This window comes from Acinetobacter sp. SwsAc5, from assembly GCF_013391485.1.
GTDB classification, from domain to species: Bacteria; Pseudomonadota; Gammaproteobacteria; order Pseudomonadales; family Moraxellaceae; genus Acinetobacter; species Acinetobacter towneri.
Map to the genome: position 1 here is coordinate 1 of NZ_JACAXD010000021.1, position 25,305 is coordinate 25,305.

General features: G+C 36.9%; 29 protein-coding genes. 8 read left to right on the top strand and 21 right to left on the bottom strand.

Annotated elements, in window-relative coordinates; translation table 11 throughout:
* Window positions 1–546 precede the first annotated feature (546 nt).
* The 6 genes from HYG89_RS11615 to HYG89_RS11640 form a co-directional block, all read right to left on the bottom strand.
* Window positions 547–867 carry a hypothetical protein gene (locus HYG89_RS11615; RefSeq protein WP_178867617.1) on the bottom strand — a complete coding sequence of 107 codons (321 nt, stop codon included), beginning with the start codon at window positions 865–867 and terminating at the stop codon, window positions 547–549.
* A 228-nt stretch (window positions 868–1,095) separates the two neighbouring features.
* Complete coding sequence (locus HYG89_RS11620; protein WP_178867618.1) at window positions 1,096–1,653, bottom strand: hypothetical protein; 558 nt, start codon at window positions 1,651–1,653, stop codon at window positions 1,096–1,098.
* Between the two features lie 82 nt (window positions 1,654–1,735).
* A complete protein-coding gene (locus HYG89_RS11625; protein ID WP_178867619.1) occupies window positions 1,736–3,139 on the bottom strand; it encodes a hypothetical protein in 1,404 nt (467 codons plus the stop codon).
* The gene (locus HYG89_RS11630) at window positions 3,139–3,429 is read right to left on the bottom strand and encodes a hypothetical protein (RefSeq protein WP_178867620.1); all 291 of its coding nucleotides are present in this window, start codon (window positions 3,427–3,429) and stop codon (window positions 3,139–3,141) included. Before HYG89_RS11630 ends, HYG89_RS11625 begins: the two co-directional genes overlap by 1 nt.
* Before the next feature lie 65 nt (window positions 3,430–3,494).
* Window positions 3,495–4,148 (bottom strand): hypothetical protein, encoded by a 654-nt coding sequence (locus HYG89_RS11635; RefSeq protein ID WP_178867621.1) that lies wholly within the window; start codon window positions 4,146–4,148, stop codon window positions 3,495–3,497.
* Window positions 4,149–4,157: 9 nt separating this feature from the next.
* Window positions 4,158–4,949 (bottom strand): hypothetical protein, encoded by a 792-nt coding sequence (locus HYG89_RS11640; RefSeq protein WP_178867622.1) that lies wholly within the window; start codon window positions 4,947–4,949, stop codon window positions 4,158–4,160.
* Between the two features lie 221 nt (window positions 4,950–5,170).
* Between HYG89_RS11640 and HYG89_RS11645 the strand changes: the two genes are divergently transcribed.
* Both HYG89_RS11645 and HYG89_RS11650 read left to right on the top strand, forming a co-directional pair.
* Entirely contained in the window at window positions 5,171–5,368 is a 198-nt protein-coding gene (locus HYG89_RS11645) for a hypothetical protein (protein ID WP_178867623.1), read from the top strand.
* Between the two features lie 297 nt (window positions 5,369–5,665).
* A complete protein-coding gene (locus HYG89_RS11650; protein WP_178867624.1) occupies window positions 5,666–6,208 on the top strand; it encodes a hypothetical protein in 543 nt (180 codons plus the stop codon).
* A 109-nt stretch (window positions 6,209–6,317) separates the two neighbouring features.
* Here the strand turns inward: HYG89_RS11650 and HYG89_RS11655 are convergent, their stop codons facing one another.
* Together HYG89_RS11655 and HYG89_RS11660 are read right to left on the bottom strand one after the other, a co-directional pair.
* Window positions 6,318–6,626 (bottom strand): hypothetical protein, encoded by a 309-nt coding sequence (locus tag HYG89_RS11655; protein WP_178867625.1) that lies wholly within the window; start codon window positions 6,624–6,626, stop codon window positions 6,318–6,320.
* A gap of 56 nt (window positions 6,627–6,682) precedes the next feature.
* Window positions 6,683–8,113 (bottom strand): DUF4116 domain-containing protein, encoded by a 1,431-nt coding sequence (locus tag HYG89_RS11660; RefSeq protein WP_178867626.1) that lies wholly within the window; start codon window positions 8,111–8,113, stop codon window positions 6,683–6,685.
* Between the two features lie 103 nt (window positions 8,114–8,216).
* Between HYG89_RS11660 and HYG89_RS11665 the strand changes: the two genes are divergently transcribed.
* Together HYG89_RS11665 and HYG89_RS11670 are read left to right on the top strand one after the other, a co-directional pair.
* Window positions 8,217–8,618: a protein-disulfide reductase DsbD N-terminal domain-containing protein gene (locus HYG89_RS11665; RefSeq protein WP_178867628.1), complete on the top strand. Its 402-nt coding sequence runs from the start codon at window positions 8,217–8,219 to the stop codon at window positions 8,616–8,618.
* 8 nt (window positions 8,619–8,626) lie between these two features.
* Window positions 8,627–9,796 carry a hypothetical protein gene (locus HYG89_RS11670; RefSeq protein ID WP_178867630.1) on the top strand — a complete coding sequence of 390 codons (1,170 nt, stop codon included), beginning with the start codon at window positions 8,627–8,629 and terminating at the stop codon, window positions 9,794–9,796.
* Between the two features lie 17 nt (window positions 9,797–9,813).
* Here HYG89_RS11670 and HYG89_RS11675 read toward each other — a convergent pair whose 3' ends face one another.
* From HYG89_RS11675 to HYG89_RS11700, 6 genes are all read right to left on the bottom strand, one after another.
* Window positions 9,814–10,428, bottom strand: coding sequence for a hypothetical protein (locus HYG89_RS11675; protein WP_178867631.1), 615 nt, complete (start codon window positions 10,426–10,428; stop codon window positions 9,814–9,816).
* Window positions 10,429–10,436: 8 nt separating this feature from the next.
* Entirely contained in the window at window positions 10,437–10,907 is a 471-nt protein-coding gene (locus tag HYG89_RS11680; protein WP_178867632.1) for a hypothetical protein, read from the bottom strand.
* 8 nt (window positions 10,908–10,915) lie between these two features.
* The gene (locus tag HYG89_RS11685; protein ID WP_178867633.1) at window positions 10,916–11,686 is read right to left on the bottom strand and encodes a hypothetical protein; all 771 of its coding nucleotides are present in this window, start codon (window positions 11,684–11,686) and stop codon (window positions 10,916–10,918) included.
* Between the two features lie 512 nt (window positions 11,687–12,198).
* The gene (locus HYG89_RS11690; protein WP_178867634.1) at window positions 12,199–12,942 is read right to left on the bottom strand and encodes a thermonuclease family protein; all 744 of its coding nucleotides are present in this window, start codon (window positions 12,940–12,942) and stop codon (window positions 12,199–12,201) included.
* Window positions 12,943–13,073: 131 nt separating this feature from the next.
* Window positions 13,074–13,376, bottom strand: coding sequence for a hypothetical protein (locus tag HYG89_RS11695; RefSeq protein WP_178867635.1), 303 nt, complete (start codon window positions 13,374–13,376; stop codon window positions 13,074–13,076).
* Window positions 13,373–13,711 carry a hypothetical protein gene (locus HYG89_RS11700; protein WP_178867636.1) on the bottom strand — a complete coding sequence of 113 codons (339 nt, stop codon included), beginning with the start codon at window positions 13,709–13,711 and terminating at the stop codon, window positions 13,373–13,375. Before HYG89_RS11700 ends, HYG89_RS11695 begins: the two co-directional genes overlap by 4 nt.
* A 157-nt stretch (window positions 13,712–13,868) precedes the next feature.
* On the opposite strand from HYG89_RS11700, the gene HYG89_RS11705 reads away from it, so the two are divergent.
* Window positions 13,869–14,678 carry a hypothetical protein gene (locus tag HYG89_RS11705; RefSeq protein ID WP_178867637.1) on the top strand — a complete coding sequence of 270 codons (810 nt, stop codon included), beginning with the start codon at window positions 13,869–13,871 and terminating at the stop codon, window positions 14,676–14,678.
* A gap of 50 nt (window positions 14,679–14,728) precedes the next feature.
* Here the strand turns inward: HYG89_RS11705 and HYG89_RS11710 are convergent, their stop codons facing one another.
* The 3 genes from HYG89_RS11710 to HYG89_RS11720 form a co-directional block, all read right to left on the bottom strand.
* A complete protein-coding gene (locus HYG89_RS11710) occupies window positions 14,729–16,045 on the bottom strand; it encodes a hypothetical protein (protein WP_178867638.1) in 1,317 nt (438 codons plus the stop codon).
* A gap of 383 nt (window positions 16,046–16,428) precedes the next feature.
* Window positions 16,429–17,718: a hypothetical protein gene (locus HYG89_RS11715; RefSeq protein WP_178867640.1), complete on the bottom strand. Its 1,290-nt coding sequence runs from the start codon at window positions 17,716–17,718 to the stop codon at window positions 16,429–16,431.
* Window positions 17,719–17,897: 179 nt separating this feature from the next.
* The gene (locus tag HYG89_RS11720; protein ID WP_178867642.1) at window positions 17,898–18,734 is read right to left on the bottom strand and encodes a nuclease-related domain-containing protein; all 837 of its coding nucleotides are present in this window, start codon (window positions 18,732–18,734) and stop codon (window positions 17,898–17,900) included.
* A gap of 569 nt (window positions 18,735–19,303) precedes the next feature.
* On the opposite strand from HYG89_RS11720, the gene HYG89_RS16025 reads away from it, so the two are divergent.
* Window positions 19,304–19,360 carry a hypothetical protein gene (locus tag HYG89_RS16025; RefSeq protein ID WP_372595710.1) on the top strand — a complete coding sequence of 19 codons (57 nt, stop codon included), beginning with the start codon at window positions 19,304–19,306 and terminating at the stop codon, window positions 19,358–19,360.
* 51 nt (window positions 19,361–19,411) lie between these two features.
* Here HYG89_RS16025 and HYG89_RS11725 read toward each other — a convergent pair whose 3' ends face one another.
* On the bottom strand, window positions 19,412–20,254 hold the full coding sequence (locus HYG89_RS11725; RefSeq protein ID WP_178867644.1) for a hypothetical protein: 843 nt from the start codon (window positions 20,252–20,254) through the stop codon (window positions 19,412–19,414).
* A 219-nt stretch (window positions 20,255–20,473) separates the two neighbouring features.
* Between HYG89_RS11725 and HYG89_RS11730 the strand changes: the two genes are divergently transcribed.
* Complete coding sequence (locus HYG89_RS11730) at window positions 20,474–22,444, top strand: hypothetical protein (RefSeq protein WP_178867646.1); 1,971 nt, start codon at window positions 20,474–20,476, stop codon at window positions 22,442–22,444.
* Window positions 22,445–22,483: 39 nt separating this feature from the next.
* On the opposite strand, the gene HYG89_RS11735 is transcribed toward HYG89_RS11730, so the two are convergent.
* The gene (locus HYG89_RS11735) at window positions 22,484–22,972 is read right to left on the bottom strand and encodes a hypothetical protein (protein WP_178867647.1); all 489 of its coding nucleotides are present in this window, start codon (window positions 22,970–22,972) and stop codon (window positions 22,484–22,486) included.
* A 291-nt stretch (window positions 22,973–23,263) separates the two neighbouring features.
* Between HYG89_RS11735 and HYG89_RS11740 the strand changes: the two genes are divergently transcribed.
* The gene (locus tag HYG89_RS11740) at window positions 23,264–24,208 is read left to right on the top strand and encodes a DnaJ domain-containing protein (protein ID WP_178867649.1); all 945 of its coding nucleotides are present in this window, start codon (window positions 23,264–23,266) and stop codon (window positions 24,206–24,208) included.
* Window positions 24,209–24,240: 32 nt separating this feature from the next.
* Here HYG89_RS11740 and HYG89_RS11745 read toward each other — a convergent pair whose 3' ends face one another.
* Both HYG89_RS11745 and HYG89_RS11750 read right to left on the bottom strand, forming a co-directional pair.
* On the bottom strand, window positions 24,241–24,606 hold the full coding sequence (locus HYG89_RS11745; protein WP_178867651.1) for a hypothetical protein: 366 nt from the start codon (window positions 24,604–24,606) through the stop codon (window positions 24,241–24,243).
* Window positions 24,607–24,719: 113 nt separating this feature from the next.
* On the bottom strand, window positions 24,720–25,298 hold the full coding sequence (locus HYG89_RS11750; protein WP_178867653.1) for a hypothetical protein: 579 nt from the start codon (window positions 25,296–25,298) through the stop codon (window positions 24,720–24,722).
* Between the last annotated feature and the right edge of the window lie 7 nt (window positions 25,299–25,305).

The following is a 25,305-nucleotide window of genomic DNA, read 5'->3' on the forward strand; positions in this document are numbered from 1 at the left end:
TTCGCAAGAGATGCGATGGATGTCTGATTATTTGTAGTCATAAATTTAAGTCCCCACTTGTTTCTAAGTGGGGACTAAATTAAGGCTTATAGGATGAATTCAGAAGGTGTGTTCAGCGGACGCTTACGAATGTAATACTGTCTGCTGAACTCAGAAAAAAGTTTCAGGATGAATGGACTGAACACCTAGAAGATCAATTGTCTTTTGAAGAAGCTTTCTTGCTATGGAAAAAAGAAGTAGAAGAAGTAAGCCCACTTGTTACCAAACATTTAAAATCGATTAAAAACTTGTCCAATATGCTGTCAGAAAATCCGGACATAAAATCCATCCTCAAATTACTAGACAGCATATCGGTTAACATCTGAATTTATTTTTTGCGTATAAGCATTGAATACAGAAAAGAGCGCTCTTTGTGTCAGTTCCACTAATTAATTAGAGTGACTGAAAATAAAATCAATATGTTACTGCTCAAATTTTACAGCAATAAATTAGAGTAACTACCGAAATAAGCAAGAGTGGCTTGCCGATTTCCACTAATAAGCACGATTAAACCTGATAAACCTTACAGTCGTTTTCGTATTGATCGTCCACTATCATTGTTAAATTCTTTGGCTCTAATCTGTAACCTATTTCACCAGTTGCCAAAATTGATTTAATCATAGCTTGAGCCTTGTTCGTTGCTTCTGCTATATCTCGATCCTTCCATTCAGGTTTAAAAGTGCTATCCCATTGATGAATAATATAGAGTTCATCATCATTACTTAAATCTTCATCAATAATTAGAACAGAATGAACAAGTAATTGTTCACCCTTATAATTGGTTAAATTACTTTTTTCAGCTTTGGAGAATGCAACTTTTAAATCCATTGTGACCTCACTCTAATCTATTTATATAGACTCTTGTTTATTTGTGGAACTGACACTTTGGTCATGTCTGATAAGTGAAAGAATGGATCATTATGTCTATATTCTTCCGACTGTCCCCTGCTGCCGATACATTACATTTCTATCACCACAACTGGAAACCGCTTTACCTTCTTTACCCATTTTGCAGCGATCTGAGCCAACTCATTATGAGTGAATAGCTTTTCCCCACTATTTTACACCCAAATCAGATAATCGAACTTGAGGATTTTGTTGTATAACAAATTGTGTAAATTTTAATAATAAAAACCGCTTAGTAATATCAGTTTTTTTAGGACTTAGCTCACTATAAATTTTCTTAATATCCGCAACTTTACCGTGACTACTTTCTAATATGCCTTTAGGAATATTATTTAAAGGAAGATTGTCCATAAAATCGTTTTCTAGTATTAGATTTAATACAATAAGGTTTATTACATTAATTTGGTCGGTCGGTGATGTAAGCAATTCAGCTAATTTAGCAAAAGGCATATCAATTAACTGAGCTTTATAATTTTTATGAATACCTTCTACTACTGGTTGCCCAATTACAAGCCTAAAGAATACCAATCCGAAAAAACCAAAAACAACGAATGTCGTTAAAATAATACTGTTATGATTAATTTGGAACTTATTCAATAATCCATCAACCACAAACAGGCAACAGAAAAAAACAATCGTTAGTATAATTAAAAGAATGTTATGAACCCGCATCTTCCATTCATTTTGAGCTGATACTTTTAAGATCATTATTTTTCTCTACATCCTATATACCACATTAGTATAACAAAAAAAGGGCAGCACAATAACCACCCTTCTTTCAAATCAGAGATTAAACTCGCATAACGGAATTGAAATACTTCTCACAATGCTGACGGAGATAAAAACAATTTTCCTCACCAGTCAATGTTTCCATATAAAGGCTAGTTGATTGTCCCATTCCGAGCGATCCACCGAGAAGCAATGAATGTTCACCATCTTTATAAATGGTGAATGACAAACCTTTGCATTCTTGGTCGGTGTGCGACAGGCCGCAGAGGATCAGGCAGTTATCCCATAGCTCCTGAGTATTTTTACAGATCACATCTGCAAGCGAGAATTTGTAATGCCCTTGGTCGCTCAATTTCAGGAAATTGTGAACAATTTCAGTTCTGCGGATATCAAGAATTGAATTTTCAAGATCAGCAATAAAATTGTGCACCTTCTTGGTAGATTTAATTTTCCAATTCAAACAATTTCCGATAACACCATATTTAATCGCATATCCGAGATCATAAGTATTTTGATGGAACTGCTTACGTTGGAAGTAATCAAATACAGCGGTAATGTATTCTTTATTTCTAAGGCATTGTTTCAAGCCTATGTGCATAAAGGTACTGTATAGCTCATCGATTTTGATAAAGCAGCATTTTTTGGAAACATCCGAGAATAGCTTAAACCAAAGAATGAAATTTTCTTTATCGTTTAAAAGAGTGCACAAACTCTTATGATTCATATCAATTAAGAATTTGTAGTCATCATCACTGTAGTTCACAACATCATCAATGGATTTAAGCAAAAACGATGCAAACTGCATTTGATTAACAAAATCTGTATCCACCATGCGGCGAATCAAATCCTCACCATCCACTACTCGCATTAAAGCAAAGTGTTTCGGCAAGAATTCGTTAAAAGTATTCATGGCATTCTCATGAACACTCAGATTCATGACATTTCTCAGATATACCTTGTCACCGATATAGCTCAAGATTTTTCGTGACATTTCATTAATGAATACGTTTTGGAAAAAATCATGCAACTGGTAAACCTTGGTTCCATAATTTTCATAGTTGGTTCTGCTGATCACCTGATTAATGAAGTAATCGAAAGAATCATGGACGCTCTTTGTAATCTTCACGCCGTATTTTTCAGCGTAAAGCTTTTTCAATTGAGTATTTACTGCATCACGGAAATTTAAGGTCCATTGAGTGAGTTTATATTCAAACTGCACCATATCATCCATTTCCAAAGGATACATATCAGGCATTTCAATCACGCCATTATTCAGACATAGCGTAATTCCGCAGTTAGTGAAAGATTTTTTCTCCCACTCCCCTAAAGCGTTTTTTTCGTATATATAGCCTTTTCCGAATTTGTCCTTTCCAAACTTCCACAGATCAAAAATTACAACTTCCAATTTAGAATTGAAGGTGAGGAATTGGCTAACATTCAATCCGTTAACAAATTCAATAACCATTATTCCCCCTCAACCAATTGTTTCATCAATTTGGCACGTTGTTGTTGGTTCTTGATCGCATTACGTTGCGCTTCACTCAAACTAGGATCGTTTTCGTAATGAGGAACATTCACCTGAACTTCTGAGTAACCACCATATTGAGCTTGGGTGGCCTTAAATACGTTTTTATTGTAATTATCCATATCGTCTACTTGTTTTTGTTGGTTTGAACTTATTTGATTCGCCAAACGCTCCACCGTCAATTTTTTTTGTTGTTCGGTATATTGGGTTTGTGCGAATCCGTGCGACACTACTAAAGCGCCACATAATAATATCATTCTTGCAAGAGTATGACTATTCATCAGACCACCAAAAATTAAAATTTGAGATTAGGCAAACCATCAATATTAAAGGTATAAGTTCCTGTACCATCCTTAACATCGAGATTTGCTGTTATTAGTAATTTGCCGTCCTTGTAGTAGCTGACATTAGATATTTCTGTCAAATCCACCAATTCTTGCATCTGAGATTCGCTGAATTCACCAACAGCCTTACCAAACAAATTTGTATATAGAACCGCTGCGGAAACTGCCCACGACTTACGTGCAGCGATAGATTCCTCAGAGTTTAAATTGTCATGCACGGTCAACACAAGCGTGAAATGTGTGGCTTTTTCAGGATAACCGGAGACTCGGTATTGTAGCGTTTTTTTACCCGTTTTGCTTGGCAATTCTACTACTGATGAATTACAGGCATATAGATTCTTATCAAGGTCATATAGCTTGTAGTCCAAGCCCATTAACCCGATTTCTTCAAATACAGTACATGCAGTTCTAGGCAGCACCCCCCACGTTCCATCACTCTCGCGTACCATCTTTTGATGATAAGCTTCCTGTTTCACTTTAATCTGCTTAGTTTGGTAAATGGAATAAAAGCAGTAAGCAGCTACAGCCGCCACTACAAGAACCACAATGCTAACAATAGCGATCTGCACCGGTTTGATCGGCCTTTTGATTGTTTCCGCGCTCATTTGTGATCCTTAGCCATTTACCCATGTAGGTTGTATTAACTTCATAACAAATTGATCCACACCATTATTTTTTACGAAGTAAGTATGCCAGTGGCCTTTACGCCAATAGCCATTCTTTAGTTTGTTTTGCTCTATCTGATCTGCTAAATCGTAACCAATATAATCAATAGTGTTTTGTGTAAAAAAATCCTGTTTATGCCCATATTCATACAAGATATATATGAAGATCAGTAGAAAAGGTTGAATCTGATCCCAATGATCTGAATGCTGAAACTGCTTCAAAAAATTCTCATCTGCACGTTTTGGTATAAGGAAACTAAATTGAAGGCCATTTCCTGACTTGGAAAGTAGGGAAATATTCAACATAAAATCTTTTTTAACCTGTCCATTATCAACGTAATCTTTGCAGACTAAAGCCCCGTCAAAATGGCCAATCTTGTTATCGATGAATAAGCACTGGCTTGGAAAGTTAAAAAACACTGATGGTTCAATATGGTCCAAAAGATTGATGTCATATATAAAAGGTAAAATTGTGTCAGCCAGTTTCACAACATGACCATTCATAGCCCACATTGCAACTGAATGAACGAAGTCAGTATTCTGATTATCAATACCCAAAACTTTATACAATTCAATTGAATTATCTGATAAATAATTCCGAATAATTGACAAAGTAAGGTAAGAAGGAATTACAGAAATTTTTTTATTATCAATAGCCTGCTCGATTCGCCACAAGTTCACCGCCCCATCAACTTTAGAGAAAAGTGTATTATACGATCCTAGAGCATCTAATATAATCATATTAATAACGAATTATTTTAAACATAATAATATTAACAATATACATATTATTAAATCAATATCATTATTGCTATTTCTCTAACATTTCTGTAATGTTGTCCATGAAGTAAACGATTCATAGTTTTACCATTTATTTTTCTACACTAAATCAAGTGCTTAGATGATGATTAGGTAAGCCTACGTTTACCTTCCGTCATCCGAGCGTTAATCGGAGAATCACCATGTCATATAAAGTAGTTTTACTTTCGGAAGTCGATATTCAAAAATTTATTTCAGGCTATCATCATGATATTCCAGTAAATAAACGTAATATCTTCAACTCACGCGATGAAGCTGAATATGCAAGAACCTTACAAGGTTTACATACCATGAAAATGTTGAAAATACATTCTAATGGTCGCTACACTATCATTGCCTAATTAAGTTAAGCGTAACACCTTAATTTTTCTTTTAAAAAAAGCTATTCAGTATTCTCTGACTAGCTTTTTTTTATATACGAATCATTTTATCGGTAATAATAAAAAGTTACGCCGTACTTTTAAAAACGTGTTGAATAATTGTCAAGCGTTAGGGTACGATAACAACTGAAAAGTCGCATCTATTTTGCAACTTCATCCTAATTCTAACTTATTAATTTTTTAATAAGCTTGGTGACGGATAAGTTAATCGCAAAAGCGACCTTTTCCGTCATCCGAGCGTCAATCGGAGTAAATATCATGCAAGCAATGAACGCTAAAAAGACCCTTAACACTCAAATCCTTATCGACAGTGTTAAATCTTTTAATCTTTCCAAAATCAGAAATACTTTTTTCATTAATGAACACACATCTTGTCCCGATCACAACGGTAAAGTGTTTGTTTACAAAGGCCTTCAAGCCTTGACTTTTGCATTACAGTATCGCGGCAAAGCTAATGGTTGTGCTGTTGCTACTGCTACGCAATGGAAGAATATTCCTAAGTCTGCACCGGTTAATACCATCAGACTTGGAATGAATCAGGATAATGGACAACCTGTTGTTCACACTCAGAGTTTGTTTGCTTATAACCGTAAATTCTCGGTTACTGCTACTTTCACTGGCACTCCTGATCTTTCTGTTTTGAAGAAAGAAGAACGTAATTTGGTTGATGATTGGATCAACTTCCGTCTTGGAAAACCTGTTCCTGATCGCAACCATCGTATTTCAATCTCTAAAGTGAATCAGCTTCTTCAATTTGTCGAAACTTATTTCTCTTATGATGTTGAACTAATTGATGATTAATCCTCATCAATAACACTCATAAAAAAAGCTATTCAATTTTTGAATAGCTTTTTTCTTTTTGGGTTAGTTAAACAACCAGTTTCTCCGTACCTTTGTCAGTTCCAATTTACTAAGCGACAAAAATAGCAACAGCTAATGTGCAAACAAACACTAGCGTATATTTTGTCGATGTATAAAACCATGAGTAAATAAGCTCATTTTTCTCAGGTTTATTGTTTAAGAGCTTTGCTAAACCGAGCAATACACAAATCAAAGTGGTAGCAATAGTTGCAAACCACAGACCTAACTTAAACCCATAAAACAACATTGATAAATTTGTAATTTCAGCATTTGAGTGAACATAAGTCATAAGAAAACTAAAAAAGAATAATCCAATTACAAATTTCCAAATGAAGATATGGACATTTGTTTTTTTCATCTAAATTCCCTTGAGCAAGCCTTATCGCATGGTTGTTTGGAATGTTGCATAGTTAATTAGAATTCACAACCTTCCTCGGCTTCGGTTGGATTAACCAGTCCATATTTAATAGCCAATTCTCTAATCCTTGGCTCCTTGCGCAGTTGCACTGGCACAAAATCATACACATCCTTATCTTGTTTTAAGGCAATTAGACACAATTCCTCAGTCCGCTTATCTACCGGCACAAGTTTTAGCACTTTCGGTAGTGATTGTAATGCCATCAAATAAAGTTCGGTAGTCAAAAACTCAGGGCGCAGTTTGTAGATGGCATGTGGATTATTCATTACCGCAGTACGACACATTAATTCGTCAATATAATTACTTGGAACATACTGGATCGCTTCGCCATTCTGCTTAACCGCCATCATTGGAAGATTCTCATCACGATATGGTTTTGGTACATATTGGAGCGCTAGACCATCATTAGCTACAGCGACATGATAGAGTTCTTCGGTTTGCACTATCTTTGGAGTATGAGCAAGTGCCATGCCATTTCTTGATACCGCATCCAAACATAATACGCGATTACGCATTTCTGCCGGTATACCACCTAAAAGCAGCGGATTTTCAATAACAAGCTTGTGATTCAAGTTCTCGGTAAATACATCCTCCGGAGCATGATGCAGCAGCTCATATCGTGTTAAAAATGGAGCCAGTTTAAACATAAGCTCGGTTGTAATTTTGGTATACGGTACTTTCCAAAATACGCTCTCATCACGCTTAACCGCCGTAATGATAATTTCCTCATTCCATTGTTCTACCGGTAACAGCTCGACAATTCCTCGCACTTCTTTACTATCACAATGACTAAGTGCAATTTCCACACGCTTCAAAGTAATGAGTTCGGTAGGGAAATTAACAATTTCTAGGTAGTTTTTACTAAATGCACGATCACAATATTCTTCCTTACGCCATTCTGTCGGTAGGTTGTTTAGGGAAAACTCAGGTGATTGTAGCGCCGTTACACACAGGTCATCCGTAATATATTTTTGATCAATAACAGATAGGATACTTGGCTTTGCATAGACTAATTTTGATAGGAAATCAAAATCATCCAACAACTCAGACGGGAAGTGGTTAATATTGTGGTGATCTGCTAAGACTGCTTTTTCACAGATAAAATCGGTTTTGTATTTATCCCCCAACAACTTCAAAATCGGCTCATGTATATGAGCTGAAATCCAACCGGCTAACTCACTAGGCACACTCATCATATTGTTCGGGAACAGTTGGCTTGCTACCAAGCAAACTAAATTGTCCTTATTTCGGAAAGGTATATTCGGAAAACACTCAGGCTCCTTAAAGACCGCGTTTATACAAACTCCTTGTGTTACAAGCTGTTCCGGCAATTCTTCAATCGTAAATTTGCCTGCCACAATCGCGTCAATTGTAGCCTGCTCCACTTCCCTAATGGTTTTGATAAACTGATCTAAATTAACGTCCATTGATAAATACCAAATATTAATGTTTAGTTATGTTTTGATTATACAAAAATATTAAAAAACGAATATAATTTATTTTAAATTAATTTAAAGTTTGGTGAATGTTTTGAATATCTATAAAAAAACATTACTTAAAATGTTTTTTATACCAATAATCTCACTTCATACCGTATCCGCTGAGACACAATTCATTAGCCCCCAACTTGCCTTTAAGCCTGTTGTATCCGGTGATAAAGTCTCTATCAAAATTGCTCCCAACTATTACCTATATCAGAAACGCATACAGGTACTTAATTCTGCCACTGGAAAGCCTATTAAATTCAGCTATCTCAGCACCCCAATTGTCAAAAAGTTTACAGAAGTTCCTGAGCCACAAACACTTTTTGTTGGTACAGCCAACCTAAAGATACACGCTCCTGTTAATACTAAATTCACTTTGGTGTACCAAGGCTGTAGTAATCAGGGGCTTTGTTACCCGCCGCAGCGCCAACAATTAACATTAAAATAGGACGCTCTATGAAAATAGTGAGTTGGATACTTGGCTTATTAATCGCTTATTTTGTATGCCTTTACTTTTTATATTTCACATTCGGGGTTTCAATTCGATCCACCATGGGCCTGTTTGTTTTCTTGGCCATTTGGTCGGGGTTTGGGGCTTATATGAGCAGTAAGCTTAATTACAGTGGCTTCCTATCGAACTGGTATAGCCCACTTGCTGCATTCAACGTCAATATCACCGCTATAGTTGCGCTATGCCTTACCTTCTTGGGTATGAATACCATAAATAAGGTCTTGGCTTGGGATTTGGCTTGGGCAGTCGTACCAACTATTCCGATTGTGCTTATTTCATTGACGTTTATAAAGTTTTTCCATGGTATTGCTCTTGTTCGCACAATCGCCATGTTTTCAACTTTTCAGACCTTAATGATCCTTGCTTTAGCAGTCTTTATTTTCAACATAGATTACACAAGCAAACCTCTGTTTGAACCAAAGTCATCTGTTAATGCAATCTTGATCAGCTTGGTCTATTTCATGGTAACTGGACTAACCATAGTCAATGTCTATGCCCTTCGGTATTTTGAGTTTTATCAGCGCATGACCACCAATCAGGAAAAAAACCAATTCCTGACTCACGCCGTAAAACTAAAAATTGCTGTGCATGAAGCCGGCCATGCAATGATGTATTCTTATTTCAAAAAGGTTCCTGAACAGTTAGACATTCTGCTGTATGAACAAGCTATGAATAAAGACAACGAATCGCGCGGTTTGGTGATAGCCAAAGTTCCAATTAAAAATTCAAGAGAGTTTAAGGAATGGCAATTACTACTAGCATTAGCAGGCACTAGAGCTGAATTAATTGCTTATGGCAAACATTCTGAGGGATCAGAGTCAGATATCAAGCAATGGCAAGATATGGCTCATTCATTTCTGACTGAATTTGATTCCAAATACACTAACCAACCGACAACACCGGCCCATTTTGAAACAAACAAACGCTTGGAAACCAACCTGTTTGAGAAACATACAAAGATTATTGACAAATTTTTATCGAAGAATAAATCAGTCATGATGTCTATGGCGCGGCAAGCTATGGTTTTCCACAGACTTGAAAGCGTACACATTGCCAAACATCTATCTAAGGTAAGTTTTACGTCAGGGTTCCCACGGGAAAAAACACTATTCTAAGTCTTTGTAGTCTGCATCTAAAACAATGGGATGCAGACTTTCTTATTTTTACGGGAAAAGCCGTATCCATCAAGTTTACTTGTAAGATTGTCTCGATCTACGGTAAGTCGTGTGTAGTAGTACCGGATAAGACGCTTATTCTTCGCCTTGGATGAACTGGTAAGCAAGTTAATATAATTATTGTTTGGATCATTCTTGATCGCATTTGCTAAAGCTAGGGCTTCTTCATTACCTGATGTGACGGGTGGAATCCGTACACGCTGCACGATTTCCCATTTATTGACATCATCCGGTACTGATCTGACTTCACTGATGTTTGAAGATTTTTGAAAGGTATTAAACTTGTTCAGCACATGCACAAGGTTTACGACTGCCCCTTCCTTCTTACCAAATACACGCAATTTATATTGGATACGGACCGTATTAGGTGAATGCGGATCGATCACTTCCTTTTCATAAATTGATACAGCAAAAGCCGGTAAAGACTTTAAATTGATCGCATGATGAAGGGTGTAAACATACATTGAAATAATACGGCGATACACCTCAACAATATTCGGTGTACGCGCTAAATGATCATCGATGTGCTTCTTAACTGGCACAATATCAACGTAATAAGCAAAATGATTCATAATTTGGACTAATTACTATTCCAAATCAATGTACCATCTTCCTCTAGCTGAAACAAATTGTCAGTTATCAATTGATTTACTGCGATTTCCAAATCTGATGGTTTTAGCCCACCATATCCGTTACAGGTAGTGGCAATAAAATTCCGTACTTTATCCAATTTTTTAGGTCGGCTACTCAGAACTTTTTTGCGTAAAAATTGATATTGAATATCTTTACCATCCATTGAAGTGAACAGACTGACATGCTCTATCGGGCTTGCCTGAACCGACTGTGCCGCCGTAGCATCGACTGTTTCAACAGGAGCAACTAAACTGTTTTTTGCAACTTGCGTTTCCACCACGTTAGTAACAGCTACGCTACTAGGTGATGTAAATTGATTTTTATAGATTTCAATTTGAATTTGAGCAGCTAGGTAAATCTGTTCTTCTCTACTTAATTTATCTTTAATAAACTCAAGTAAATGCTCAACGCTTTTCATATAACACCTTAGTTAATAGGCAAATTCAAAATATCCAAAAAACCACCGAATCCACTTCGTTCCTGAAAATCAATGAACTCGGATGATAAGTCTGCATCCAGTACGTGATCGTATTCGATCAAGTATTTCCCGTCTTTGCAGTAATCCACATGGTTAATCTGTGCTAGTTGCTCATATCGCAGATGATCACGATAACCCTCTATGTGAGCGCAGGCATTTTCCATCATTAACTCGAACATGAAATCTTTTACAACAACACGCTGCGGCAGGCGAGATTCTTTGAGACGACCAACCGCGAATTCAACCATAGATGGGTGAAACGCCGTATATTGATAAGCGAAAGTCTTTTCTTTCGCACTTGAGAACGTACCAAATGCTTCGAGATCAAAACCTTTCTTACGGCACATCAGGCTATACATGGCATTGAAATATGGATGGTACATAGGGACACCGGCAGATGTATCACTTCGGCCTGCATGGACCTTGTAAACAACTGAGTCTTTGGCCAGTACCGCAGCTTCCCAATCAATATACATTTTTTGAAGGGTCAGTGAATCTTCTACTGAGAAGGTCATACCGTTTAAAAGTTGGAATTGACCATAAAAAACAGTAGGATTTTCGTTTTCGATATCAACGCTTTTAAATAAGAAATCGTTTTTAGAAACCGGATATTTTGAACCATCAATAGTAACTTTTAGAATTTCACGCACATCCGTAAAACTAAGTTTGTTAATCAATTCGACAGTGATTTTTTTATCATTAATGGTTGTGGTTAACATACTAAAGCCCTTTTTGTTGATAAAAGGAAATATAAAGCATATACCACACATAAGCAATAGTGGTATATGCTTTTAAACAGTACGATTCCTGTGTTTACGCACAAGTAGGATATGTTGTAACACTAAATATACAACCATAACCAAGAAACAAAAAATATTTGAGGGAATTTTATCGATATCTAGTTGCAACGTGAGTAAAGCGTAATCTGACGCAATTGTAAAAATAAAGAATCCCAATGAAAAAAGAATGAATGAGAACATCTGCTTGATCGTTAATAAGCCCTCTTTCTTCTTGATGATTCTGAACAATACGAGAAAAGCATAGAATGGCGAAATAGTCAGGAAGCTGAAAACAAAAGTTTTAATTATGTTCTGTGAAAATTCCGTCACTGGTGTTTTCAGGATCGCGTACAGAATGATGAACTGAATAACGAAAAGAACAGCAGATACCATAAAGAAATTAGCTTTACCCAAACCTTTAGAGTTTTTGACATGCAATGTATTCGTATTCATTAGTCATCCACTTGAGATAGATTATCAGACAATTTAATCAGACCTATATTGTCATCATCATCTTTCTTCTTCGGCTTTTTACGGAAATGCTTATATAGATCAAAGCCTGCATTATCAAATTTATGCACACCCCACCATAGACCCAACCCAAGAAAAAGTCCGATGAAAATGCACTTTATAGTCTCGAAGAAATTGTATTTCTGATTATCCTGAGCGAAAACGATCTGTTCTTCTTCCGGAGTATTAAAGAACCCTTTTGAAATACATGAGCTAACCATAATTGTTGGAGGAAGTGCGATATCGTTAAATCTAAAATGGTATTCCGGCTTCCAAAGCCCTACCTTGTTTAGTTTGTTATGTTCTTCAATAGCCATATATTGCGGAGTCGCATCAGCGGGATTAAACACCCATGCAAACCCTGTCATTAACAGCGCTTCATTAAGATTCACACCATTACTCAACAGCTCCCCATGAACACACGTATCATCAATACCGTTATCTGTGCGGACAGAAACCTGACGATTCAGCACGACTCGCTCAAAGACTTGGCGGCTTTGTGGATAGAGATTCTGATTTGGAAACGGAGTCACGATAGAGCGTAATTTGACGACCACATTGCGGCCACCAGTATTTACCACTACTCGCCCACCATCTAATACATCTATGACAGAGCCTTGGAAATCCGCATTAGCAACGCCCGAACATATTAAACCTAAGACTAAAACAGTGGACTTTATTTTCATAATAAATGCACCAAACAAATCAGAATTATTTTATTAATTATAGTATCAAATAACAATTGCTTTTTTTATTATTTATTTTCTATTAATAAACATTACATAAAGAAAAGGGCAACAATAAGTTGCCCTTTTTCTTATTTTCTTACTTTTCTAAGTTCTTCAAGCATGATACTTGCAAACTCAGCACCATTCACATTCATCACTGTTTCAGCCGGACCTTCCTTCTGCTCACCTAGTTTATCCAAAACAAGCCAAACGATCGGAGTGGCCAAAGCATGTTTTTTCCAGTGAGAAAGCGCTGTAGCATAAGGACGGCGCAGATCAGAGAAGTTTAGAGCAATTGACTTGCGCTCAGTCAAATGACGGTCACTTGCCGGTTTCTTATTTTTAGAAGATTCTTCTAAAACGCCATCCAAGTTTAAAGGTTTATCACTCATTTGCGCAGCTCCAACATTAGACTTTCATACTTAGCAACAGCAGCATCACGCTCCATACCCAAAGCAGCTGCGGTCTTGATGAACCCTTTTAAATCAAGGTATCCGTTGAGAACCAACAACTCTGATAACTCTTTAGGATCAGTTTCATCCATTAAAGCAATCATGACTTCACCCACGTATTCACGCCACACAGAACGACTTGAATCAGGAAACTTTACGTTTTGCAAACTTTCAAATACAGAACAACGAGCAGCGTACTCATTCCTGCTACCTTTGGTTAAAAAATTACTCCAGTTCTCGAAATTTCCTGTACCTTTATTTTTAAGTCTAGGCATCACTACTACTCATTCAAACATATACCACAATATAAACATATACCACTTAATATTGCAACACACTTTGCGCTACATTATTTTGATTAAGAGTAATCATTGCTTATTAATATTTATGAAAATAAAATGATTCAGAAACTTTTTCATAGCGGATAATGTAATGAAACATCAAAATGGCAATGTTGTAATTATCTTATTGATTTGCCTGCTTGTCGGTGCATTCTATTATCTTGCGACTCTAAAGTATCAAGGCATACGTGAGCAGAAAGCCCATGACGAAAAAACCTTAAAAGAGCTAAGTAAGCAAGCGCATCTACAGGCGGTAAATCAACCGCAAATCCCGCCTTTAGAAAATCCTACACCTACCGATACAGTACAACAGCACCAACAGCATGTTCAGCTCAATGCCGGCGAGGTCTACAATCCATTTGAAACAACTGTTCAGCGTACGATTCAAACCAATCAACAGGTACTTTCTAATAAGCCTATAGCAGCGGCTAATGATGTAGCAGCATTAAATCACCTAGTAGAATCTCCAAACATGATTCTGATCGCTCCTAATGGTAAAGAATTCCCTGCCGGTACTGGCTACCTGATTGATTACCCGATCAATAACAGATTTGGCCATCTTAATATCAAGATTAACAACATGCAGGGCAAATCAAATATTGCAGTATTCCTCTACCATCTACGCAGCTATGACAGTAAACCTTCGGATGCACGTAAGAAGCTCTCTCGCGCTGCTTATGTTCAAGCCGGATATGAGTTTGACTTTACCGAATTACAGTCTGGCCATTATCAGCTTGAATGGGTTGACCTATCCACCAAGAAGGCATACCGCAATCAACCTTTCTTGATCTATCAGGATAATTCATACGCTTATGACCGTGTTTTCTCATTCAGTAATAAAAATAATAATAAGGCGATTTCCAATATATCATTACAGACGATCGGCTATAGTAACCAGTAGTCACAAATCAATGAATATTACAAAGGGGCCAGTAGTGGCCCCTTTATGTTTTATGCTGCGTTCTGATTAGTCACATTCTGAATATTATCCATTGCACATGCGAACAGATATTTTGCTTTACGCAAGTTCGGGATTAATTGACCATAAAGATCATTCAGCAGCATAACGGCCGAAGTATTGAATTCACACCAAAAGTCAGGTACTACATCACTACCGTCTTGGTTAGATAATGCTGTGGTCTTAACACTAATCTCTGAACATTGGTTAAACATCGGTTTGATGTTCAAACCAGTATCACAAAGCTCAATGACAGTTGGCATAAAAGCATTGATCTGTAGCTTAACCGTTATATCCGAATTATCGATTTCCAATATGGCTGTATAGGTATCTAGTAACTCTACAGAGCGCTCATCAATTTCATCCCCGTATATCCCTTCCTCACCATCCGGCAGGCTAAATGAATAGCTAAGATTCTTCTGTAAAAAGTCACTAATACAATCCAAGCTATTGCTATATATATTTAGCACCTTTAGCTTGCTGTCTGCCAGTTGCGGCATTACATCTTTCAGCTCAACACAGCCATTCAGATAACCACGTAAATTCTGCAATGTGACCTTATCAATGGAGATTTTTTTATTTCTACTAGATAAATTTAGCACACCGCCATACATGGCTTTACCTAGTGCGCCGTTGCACAAATTGACCCATTTACCATTTTTAAGTTTGACATCCATGGTCACTGTATGAGGATCAGATTCACTTACTGAGGTTATTTTCAAAAAATCGCTTATAGGTGATTTAGTCTTGGCAACTAAATGCTTATAAATATAGGTATTGAGTTGAACCGGCTCCGGATGCAGCCCGATTGATAACCCAATGTTGTTTAATGCCATCATGTAGAGGTGAGCAAGTTTAGGAATACCCATGAATTCCGTATCACTGTAATTGCCAATATAGAAACAGATCAAATTACTAGCTTCAATTTTGAATTCGTATTTCGGATTGATGAAAGTCCTTTTATCCATGGACCCAACTAGCATTTGAACAAATAACTTGTTGGATACTCCAAGGATGTCATTCATTCGCGCCATCACCCTCTCTACGGCGCTACCAAAATCCTGAGTTAACCTTGCTAGGCTTTCCTTATCATTCTCAGACTTAAAACTGGCATAGCTTTTATAGCCATGAGCAGCTGCCATAAGCTCTAAAATCTGAGTGCGGGATAAATCAAGGCCATACAGGATATTGTCGTGTTTTGAGTTAAAGCAGTTGCTTAAACTAAACCAATTAAAATAATGCCCTATATTGGCAACAGTGTTCTCTAATGAATCTGAGAAATCAAAAGACGTAAATGCAGAAAGCTTCATAGGACTGATCCTTAAAAATTCAGTAAGCATTGCATTGGTTTAACTGCGCCTACCAAAAGATAAGGACAGTTTTATAAGATGGGTACAGCAGATTGTTTTTGCTCCAATGCAGGCAGAGAAATCACACTCATGCAATGAATATAGCTTATTAAACATATAAAACAAACTCTTATTCTGTAAAATGTTGTATATGGTTATAGAGAATATTTGCTGATCTACGGCGCTCGGACACTTACTGAGAAAGGTGGAAGGTTTGTCACTGGTAAAAGTGGAAGGTTTGTCACTATCCTATAAGGTTAATCAAACTCTATAAAATATATGGTCAAATAAAAAAGGGCATACTCATACTGAATACACCCTTTTTGATAGCCCCTTCACATGAATTAAAGCGCTTCAATAAACTGCTTGCCCTCCCTCAGAGCATCTTGAATCAATCCTTTGAATTGGCTTTCAGCATCTTCGCCGTATTGTTCCAAGTATAGATCGCTATAATCCCCCCACGTAGGGTAATCGAGATCAATGAAGATATGGCCAATATTATAGTCAGCATCATACTTCATGCTTTCTACCCGCGCAGATCGCATATTGATGTGCTCATTTCTGAAAAATCTGATCTTCGCTTGTGGTGCAGTTCTTAAAACTTCATCGAATACAAAACCCATATCGACACCCTTTGGTGCTGCTATCGTTTTAATACCTGTAGCTCGGTAAATGGAAAGTGCAGATTTAAAATCGTTTGTAACAAAGCACCATTTATCATCAGCAGCCAAATCTCCACCAAAGATTAGGAAATTATTTTCTTCTGCTATAAAGCATGTCAATTCGGAACTTTTACCATTTATTGAAGTGAGAAAACCCAATCCTATTACAGGCATATCACTATTATGACTGTTACCATATCGAATGAGGACATTACCCATTAAATCCCCATTCAGAGCAATTTCCTGATTCGTTAACTGCACTGGACGATTAACGACTTTGATGCAGTCACATCCAATTGACTCAATTCCACGATATGCACGGAAAGCCCAATGATCAGGGTTAATCTCCGTATCTAGCTGATCGAATAACTCGACCAAATCGTTAACTACTATTGGCGCAAACTCATCTACATGCAGCTGCTCTTGCTCATACGGTGCGCCGTAGCTTTCAGCTAGTTGGCCATGATCCTGTTGTTGATCGTATGACATAGGCTCAACGGCGTTATGTTCCGGTTCAAAGTTTGTTATTGACTGTTGAGGTTCAAGAATAATCTCCTGATCCGGCGGGGCAATGCTGCGCTTATTCTTTTGAATAAAATTCTGAACAGAATCTAATTCTTTTTGAAACTTTGGATCACTCAATGCTTCTTTACGGGATATTTTAATAATGAGATCGGGATCGTCATTTTGGAATTCATGCGGCTGATCTATCGGGTCCATATCACTCGCGGCGATATCAGACTTAAAGAAGTTGCCGTTCTTTTCACGTTGATTATATGCGTATAGACACACCGAACCATCAAACGCTATGACATGATATAAACCTGTCCAGTATTCGGGATTTTTACGACCTTCCCCTGCCATTGCCACTGGAAGCAGCTCATTGAGCATTACCTTGAGCTTGGACGCATCAAAGCCATTATCATTTAAGGTTGATACCACCCATTTTTTAATTGTGTTTGTAGCTTGCATACCGAACCACCCTATTTGCTGATAATTTTTATAATATCCATATACCACAATTTAGGCTAGTGCTATTTTTGCAATGAATTGTTAATAGTATTTTCACTTGGCAATTCAATCAGCTACTCGAAAATTAATCCCAAAAAAAGCCCTCACAATCGAGGGCTTTTTTACATCAGTTGATATTTTTAGCGACCAAAGAACAAACTAAATAAGTACCCAATCCCTTCATCTTTCAAATGATTAGCAATATTAAAAGCAAAAGCTAAACAGATGATGACCGTTCCATAGAAAAATAGGTACGATACTAAAGCACCTTTGTATTTCTTTTCCATTTGATTTTGTAATGTGTATTTGATCGGAGCAGAACTTTGATCACGACTATTATCACTTGGATTATCACGATCATCTGACTGAATAAGATTGCGAACTCTAGGAGCAGCACCCTGATCCCAAGAATATTCTTTAAGTTTTAACTTGTTTACTAGGTATAAAATATCATCACTAGCAAGACTAATCCCCTTGGTATGGAGCTTAGACAAAGTATCCACTGAATTAGCAATATCGGTGACATAAAACCACTTTCTTACCGAATGAGACAAATCCATTTGCGTACTAGATAACTCATTCAGGATGATGCAACCACTAATAAAACCTAAGTTTTGGTCGGTAAACAATTCAGCACTTTTGAACCACTCTAAAACGGCAAATCTGTTCTTCCGAATCTGAACAAATGGATTAATCTGAGAGCCACCCTGAACCTCAAGCTCACCATTAATCACCCATTCCCCATTTTCCGACCCAACTAGATTGCCTGAATAGTTTTTTAGGTCAATAACAACGATTGCTTCCTTGGTGAAAGCAATAACATCAATTTCCTGACCTGACCACATTGTGTTATAGAACAAATAAATCCAATCTTCACTATTACCCCAATGCAGCTTCAATTGGGTTAATAAGTCATCAAACATTTTTTGTTCATTTTTCAGGTGGCTAATATCACCATAATACGCATGAATAGTCATTATTAATCCTCATCCGTATAAAACAAAACTTCACCGCATTTAGCACAAGAGTTGCGAATTTTGTAAGTATTGTTTTTTAAGGGATATCTGCTAATTGATGTACTTTCGCAAAAACAACATTTCACGATATTTGTAGTCACAACACATTGAGGGTATTCAGTCTTATACCATTGAAGTGTTTGGTTGTTATAAACAAAGCGCCGTCTCTGCCACCCAATTTTCCCAATTGTTCCTTCGTAATGGATATACAATCCTATTAGAGAGAAAGCACCACCCCAAAGCAAAAAGAACACATTAGAATCGCCATCCATCAACACGTAGTTATAAATTAACGCTGTGAAACCCACCGTCATAAAAATACCAGTGAATATACTTGAAAAAATCACCTTTTCATTCCACCTAAAGTTTAAAAAATACCGCTTTCAATTAATTTCTAATAACAAATCCGAAATAATAATCACATCAACCCAATGCTTCTAATTTTCGAGCAATATATTGTTTGATTAAAAGTAAAGTTCCGAAATTTATGGTTTGAGCAAATTCATGATCCAACTATTGCTGATGCTGTAATGGATCGAATTTTACATAGGTCCTACGAAATAGAGATTAAAGGAAAATCATACTGAGAAAAAATTTACGCTGACAAAGGGAGCCTAAGCCCCCTTTCAAATTTAGGATCAGAATCCGATCACTCTACGGTAAACAATCAAGTTATATGCACCAAATAAGAGTAAAAGGACTATCCCTCCAATATATATAAATGCCTTTATGCAATCATTCTTAGCAAACTGCTCTAATGAGGATAATTGATGGTTCTTACCTGTTCCGGCATAGATACGATATAAGATCGCTCTATCCATATTGACCAAATTGTTTCCATTTTCAATCATCGAATAGTTCAGCGCATTAGCATCAGATAAGAGCAATTCTTCTGACTCAACATCCCCTTCTAAATCCATCTTCTTCTGTAGTGATACTTGCGCCGTCATGTAAGATTTAGCATAGTCTGATGCAGTTGATTCCTGAATAATGCCATACGCCTTGTTATAGTCACCTTGATATACCAGTCTTGAGATTTCACTACCCGACAAGTATGTAGCTTCTTTCTTCTCCACATAAGGAATAACAGTCGTAATCATAATGTAAAAAACCAACATAGCCGTCACTATGAAAAAAATATAGACGCGGCTCCATGTATTCACAAAATGATTAAGCATCACAACCTGAAACACAACAAAAAGAACAAATATAGTCACGGTCAGTATTGAGCTGAAAATATTTGAGAAATTAAAAAAGTATTCGTAGAAAAACCCTTTCCGGAATGACGACACATCATCAAACACGAAACCATTTGTTAATTGCACAAATGGGTTCTGAAAGAGATTCAACATGATAATCGATGCTAAAACGAAGCAAATAATAGCGATTTTCAGGTTGTCGAATTGCCCTCGACTAAAGAATATGTCAAAAAACCCGCTTTTTGATTCCATTGCTTTAATATCTAATTGTTTACTTAACATTATATTATCTTAATATTAATGTTTAGCAAAATATAAATATTAAATATATAATAAATTTTGCATATAGACTAAAATCAATTGATAATGCTTACTTAAATCTAAACTATCCTCAAAAGTTTGAATGACAAGACTATGATTCCTATTCAGCTATTATTAATCAATTACTTATGCGTACTATTCCTAGTAGTAGCGTTATATTTGTTTGTGATATGGCCGAAAATGGAAAAAATCAAATTATCCCCTTGGGAAATTTTAACCCTTGTCATATTTTCCATTCTTTTGAATCAGCTTGTAGGCAGCTATGAAGCCCATACTCTTGTTTACATCACTGATGCCGCAATCCTCATCTTACTGTTCTTAAAATTCATAAATAAAACTTCAAACGAATCGAAACAAAAAATTGAGCTTACACCGGTACTTACCAAGCTTAACAAACTGAATGAAAAGACCTTTGAAAAATTCATCATAGCCTTGTTAAAAAAGTATGCCTTCCAGTCAATTAACAAATTCGATGTCAAAGATGATGCAGACAACATTTCTGACAGTTACCTACTGGCTCAAAGGGATGGTGTTTTTTATGAAATCAGAACATTTGCAACAAAAAAAGAATTATCAGAAAAGCATATCAATCGGATCACCAACAAATTCCGTGACAGCCCAACTCAAATTGATAATCGCATCCTGTTCATAAATTCGGTGGCCACAGATAAAGTCAAGAACCTGATAGATAATAGCGGTATCAGCTTAAACACAATTGATGCTGTTAAAATCCGTGATCTTATCCATGTAGTAGAACCAAGAGAAGCTGCGCCGACAACCGGATTCAAAGTTAATTTGGCACACAGCATAGATAATATGACTAACATGCTGAATGCTCTAAAACTTAAATTGGTCGGCATAGAGCCAGTCGATTTATCCAATAAGTCCATTGAACAGGCCTTAAATGAAACAATCATTGCTGATAGCAATAAGCCTGTTGTGGAAGTAATAGAATCTACCGCTACAGCTGTTGATACTGCACCGGTCAATGATCAAAACTCCAAACCTACTACTGATGCTTCTAATGCTAACGCCGTAGCTGATCAGGAAGATACTCTTGACATCAGTACCGTGACCGATGCCAATAAAGATGACGAAAACACTTCTGAGCAAGATCAAGTTGAATCCAATACTGAGGATCAAAATGAAAATACGATCGCTGCTACTGAATCTAAAGATCAACCAGTAAATACCCACGAAGATAGCCAATCAACTACCAACATAGATGATGACTCTAATGATGATGCCAACGAAGAAAGTGCAGTCATTAGTGAAGATGAACTAAATGAGATCGATATCGAAACGTCAGAAGATTTCAACTTCGATTCGGCTATTACTGGTGTAGTCAGTCCTACAATTGATATGAGTGAGCTTGATGAATTTGCTACTGACTCAAGTAATTCAGATGATGATTTGTTAGGGGGTAGTGACAACCATTCTAATGATGATGACCTACTCAATCCAAATGCCGAAAGTAATGACGATGACCTATTGAACTCCACTCCGGATGACCAAACAGATAGTAATAGTAAATCCCAAAAGAAAACTGAAAGTACAGAATCCAACGTCAACGCCGTAGTCCAAAATGTCAACTCAGATGATGATCTGCTCAAAGCAGATGACAGCCCTGCGGAAACTGCTAAAACCATCGATGTTACTCAATTATCAAATGATGAAGCTAATGTCCGCATAAATGAAGCAGATCAAACACTTGATCCGGATGATGACTTAGCGCTTATATTGAAGGCACAAGAATCATCACTCAGCATCAATAATTGCGAGAATTTTGATTCTGAGGGCGGCATCAATCAGACAGATATTCCATCAGAATTCGCACCTGATTACTCCGAAGCCGAGACTCTACAAGCTCCTGTTGAAATGACACAAGACGATATTCTTGCAATGTCACTTATCGCAGAACAAGATGAACTTGAAAATGAAATCAGCTCTATCAATACGGAACCAGTTACAAAAGTTAAAATAGAGGATGAAGATCAGGGTAAAGATAGCAACTTTCAAACAGCATCCGATGACGATCTATTACTCGGAAACAGCAACGATCAAGCCAAAACTAATGAAACACCTTCTGCACTAGAACCTGAAAAGCCTAAAAGAAAAAGACCTAGAGGAAAGAATAAGACCGAGACATAAAAAAAGGGCCAGTTTAACGGCCCTTTTTTATGCAGAATATTATTTTTTCGCTTCAATATTAGATTCAGCTGCTAACTTTTCTTTAGCTTCTTTTTCCTGTTGAGCTATCTTTTTATCCAACATGGTTTTCGCTATAAGATGTTGCTTTTCAATTCCCGCATAGTTATTTACCAAAAAGTTATAAATACCAACCGAGAAGAATGTCGCGTACGCAATCTTATTGAAAAACTCGTTTTGCTGCCCTGCATAGAAGGTGAAAAGGTAAAACACTAAACTGGTGTAGATCAAACCAAACCCGAACCCATAAAGTCGAGAATAATATGGACCTAAATTTTCGGTACTGAAAAACGATTTACCATGCAGCCAAAGCACTACGAATATCCCAAAGCACCCTGACCAAACAAGCACTCCACGCACATTCATTACTTTTGCCAGTTCCAAAGAAACACCTAAACTAGCCCCAAGAGCAATGGCAATTACAGCAGTAACCATTTTATGTTTTGAAAAGTATTCTAAAATGTTTTGCATAATGGATAATCAAACATTAAATAAATAACATAGTAATATAATAATAAGACAAAATAAATTTGTTTTTATCTAAAAAATAATATATCTTATTTTTTTGAGTAACTCACCTGCTCACCAAGACTCCGATTGATTTGGCTCTGCCAAATCCCCTGTACTATGGATGGAGTTGAAAAACGGACGAAACCTATAGGGTTAGTCCGTTTTTTATTAAAAGAATAATAATAATTTCCTTTTAAACATAAAAAACATTATTCTATTGTTTATTAACTAATAATCAATGAGACGTAAAAGATGAATGACTTCAATCCCTATGCGGTCTTGAATGTCCCTGATTTTTCAGACATTACCACAGTTGAGCAATCGTATTTAAAGTTACTAGATCAATATCAAAACTTATCCAAACCTTCCACAAAGCAGGCAGAACAATTTAATCGCATCCAAGATGCGTATGACATGCTTTCCCTTCCTACCGAAAAGGAACTCATTGATAACAACTTAAAAATCACGAAAGCACATAATCTTGATATCCGGATCGAACACCCCGACAACTTGATGGATGAAACGCTAAAAGATCAACACGAAGATGATGTTGAACGGGAACTAAATACCGATAAGACAATGGGTGTCTCTAAAAATAAAAAGATGAACCCGTTTGTCACTGTCGCATTGGCGGTAAGCGTTTTCTTTGCCGGATCATTCATCTATGGGAAATTGGCCCAAAACGAGGAAGTCGTTGCAAAGAATGAGGTCAAACCTGAACCTGTTGTCGAAGCAGCACCTATAAGACCGGCACTTTTAATGGAAGATGCAACCCAAATCCGAAACAACGTCTTGTACCCCGATCCATCTTATCTACAGCAAAAAGATATTATTTACGCACCTGATGGTTCACCATTTCCACTAGAAGCAATGGTCTTACCAAACCTACCCAATAGCAATGACGGACCTTCAACTATCATTGTTCAAAACCCAAGAGAAACAGCAATTTTCGGTAAGACTGTCGTAAAATATTCTTCTATCGCTTCACCGATCGTAAACCGTTATTTCTACATACCGGCAAAAGGCACTTTGCACTTATTCAATATGCCGTCAGGTTCATATCAGATCATGGTGATGACGCTTACAACTCCAAATGCCTACGCATCACCAGTTTTTACGATTGCTAATGCCACCAACCAAACAGTTGTCCAATTAGCAGACTGGAAGTTTGCATTTCAAGCATCGAGTTTGTTCTAAAAAACAAAAATCGGCTTTTAAAGCCGATTTTTTTATGCGGGTTCCGCAACCTTGCTACTGTCAAATACACCTTTGAAATAAAGATCGTGCAGTATATTTACAACCATTGAATTTGTCTTGATAAAGGCGATCTTTTCATTAGTTTCCTTATGAAAGATGCCTGTACCATAATCCTTCCCATTAACAGTATCAATGCAAATCACATCAATACCCGCAGCCAATAGAAATTGCTCAATAGCCATTGCCTTAATCTGCCAAGATTTTAAATGTGGATGCTGCTCAGTCAGAGCATCAATAAGTTTGGTAAATAAGGCTTTATGTTCGGAACTTGATTTTCTAAGCCCATGCCCTTCTTGATTTTCTGAATAATCAACAAAGGTTATATTAGGCAATATCATATTCAACTCCCATTCTCCCATATAGGAATTATTTTATTTCATATACCACACATAAGCAATTATCGTAGCTCCATTTTAACAGTATAAAAACATAGCATATAAACTACTTCACCCTATGTTACATATTCGGTCGGTGTGACAGGAATATCCAAAAGACTCTCAAGCTTATGTTTATAGGGGACATATCCCTTACTTTCATTTTCAAGAACAATTCTCCGAACCTTACTAGCATCAGCCTGATCCTTTGGCAAATAATCTAGGTTCGCATCAAGGAAATTGTAATAAAAGAATGACATTCTAAAGGGATTTTTAAATCCTTCATTGATAGCCCATACCATATTTTCTTGGCAGGCTGTCATGCCAATAGCGAATGCAAATTCTATCGAATTAACATAATCGGAACTTCCACCACGATGTTTCATTAAGTATGTTTTTACTTCGGGAGTATATAAAAGACCATATTGACTAAACCGCCAATTAACATCCCTTTCTACTCCCGCTGTTGCCATATAACTCAATGCAGTAAGTAAAGTTCCCATGTTTGTGACAAACTCAAAGTCCATTATCTCCGGCTGCTTATGCTTTAGACCAAAGCTTTGAACAGCTTGGAATATATCTTCTGCATAACCTTTTATGGATGGGATCACATGCCTTGGCAACTCAAACGCACTAATATCGAATGTTTTTTTCATTCAATCA

Coding starts and splice junctions, on each gene's coding strand:
- HYG89_RS11690 (WP_178867634.1), bottom strand. CDS start 12,942: ATGAAAATAAAGTCCACTGTTTTAGTCTTAGGTTTAATATGTTCGGGC.
- HYG89_RS11660 (WP_178867626.1), bottom strand. CDS start 8,113: ATGGACGTTAATTTAGATCAGTTTATCAAAACCATTAGGGAAGTGGAG.
- HYG89_RS11740 (WP_178867649.1), top strand. CDS start 23,264: ATGAATGACTTCAATCCCTATGCGGTCTTGAATGTCCCTGATTTTTCA.
- HYG89_RS11695 (WP_178867635.1), bottom strand. CDS start 13,376: ATGAGTGATAAACCTTTAAACTTGGATGGCGTTTTAGAAGAATCTTCT.
- HYG89_RS11645 (WP_178867623.1), top strand. CDS start 5,171: ATGTCATATAAAGTAGTTTTACTTTCGGAAGTCGATATTCAAAAATTT.
- HYG89_RS11620 (WP_178867618.1), bottom strand. CDS start 1,653: ATGATCTTAAAAGTATCAGCTCAAAATGAATGGAAGATGCGGGTTCAT.
- HYG89_RS11750 (WP_178867653.1), bottom strand. CDS start 25,298: ATGAAAAAAACATTCGATATTAGTGCGTTTGAGTTGCCAAGGCATGTG.
- HYG89_RS11715 (WP_178867640.1), bottom strand. CDS start 17,718: ATGCAAGCTACAAACACAATTAAAAAATGGGTGGTATCAACCTTAAAT.
- HYG89_RS11635 (WP_178867621.1), bottom strand. CDS start 4,148: ATGAGCGCGGAAACAATCAAAAGGCCGATCAAACCGGTGCAGATCGCT.
- HYG89_RS11725 (WP_178867644.1), bottom strand. CDS start 20,254: ATGTTAAGTAAACAATTAGATATTAAAGCAATGGAATCAAAAAGCGGG.
- HYG89_RS11710 (WP_178867638.1), bottom strand. CDS start 16,045: ATGAAGCTTTCTGCATTTACGTCTTTTGATTTCTCAGATTCATTAGAG.
- HYG89_RS11685 (WP_178867633.1), bottom strand. CDS start 11,686: ATGTTAACCACAACCATTAATGATAAAAAAATCACTGTCGAATTGATT.
- HYG89_RS11720 (WP_178867642.1), bottom strand. CDS start 18,734: ATGACTATTCATGCGTATTATGGTGATATTAGCCACCTGAAAAATGAA.
- HYG89_RS11655 (WP_178867625.1), bottom strand. CDS start 6,626: ATGAAAAAAACAAATGTCCATATCTTCATTTGGAAATTTGTAATTGGA.
- HYG89_RS11730 (WP_178867646.1), top strand. CDS start 20,474: ATGGAAAAAATCAAATTATCCCCTTGGGAAATTTTAACCCTTGTCATA.
- HYG89_RS11735 (WP_178867647.1), bottom strand. CDS start 22,972: ATGCAAAACATTTTAGAATACTTTTCAAAACATAAAATGGTTACTGCT.
- HYG89_RS11670 (WP_178867630.1), top strand. CDS start 8,627: ATGAAAATAGTGAGTTGGATACTTGGCTTATTAATCGCTTATTTTGTA.
- HYG89_RS11745 (WP_178867651.1), bottom strand. CDS start 24,606: ATGATATTGCCTAATATAACCTTTGTTGATTATTCAGAAAATCAAGAA.
- HYG89_RS11705 (WP_178867637.1), top strand. CDS start 13,869: ATGAAACATCAAAATGGCAATGTTGTAATTATCTTATTGATTTGCCTG.
- HYG89_RS11675 (WP_178867631.1), bottom strand. CDS start 10,428: ATGAATCATTTTGCTTATTACGTTGATATTGTGCCAGTTAAGAAGCAC.
- HYG89_RS11650 (WP_178867624.1), top strand. CDS start 5,666: ATGCAAGCAATGAACGCTAAAAAGACCCTTAACACTCAAATCCTTATC.
- HYG89_RS11680 (WP_178867632.1), bottom strand. CDS start 10,907: ATGAAAAGCGTTGAGCATTTACTTGAGTTTATTAAAGATAAATTAAGT.
- HYG89_RS11625 (WP_178867619.1), bottom strand. CDS start 3,139: ATGGTTATTGAATTTGTTAACGGATTGAATGTTAGCCAATTCCTCACC.
- HYG89_RS11700 (WP_178867636.1), bottom strand. CDS start 13,711: ATGCCTAGACTTAAAAATAAAGGTACAGGAAATTTCGAGAACTGGAGT.
- HYG89_RS11615 (WP_178867617.1), bottom strand. CDS start 867: ATGGATTTAAAAGTTGCATTCTCCAAAGCTGAAAAAAGTAATTTAACC.
- HYG89_RS11640 (WP_178867622.1), bottom strand. CDS start 4,949: ATGATTATATTAGATGCTCTAGGATCGTATAATACACTTTTCTCTAAA.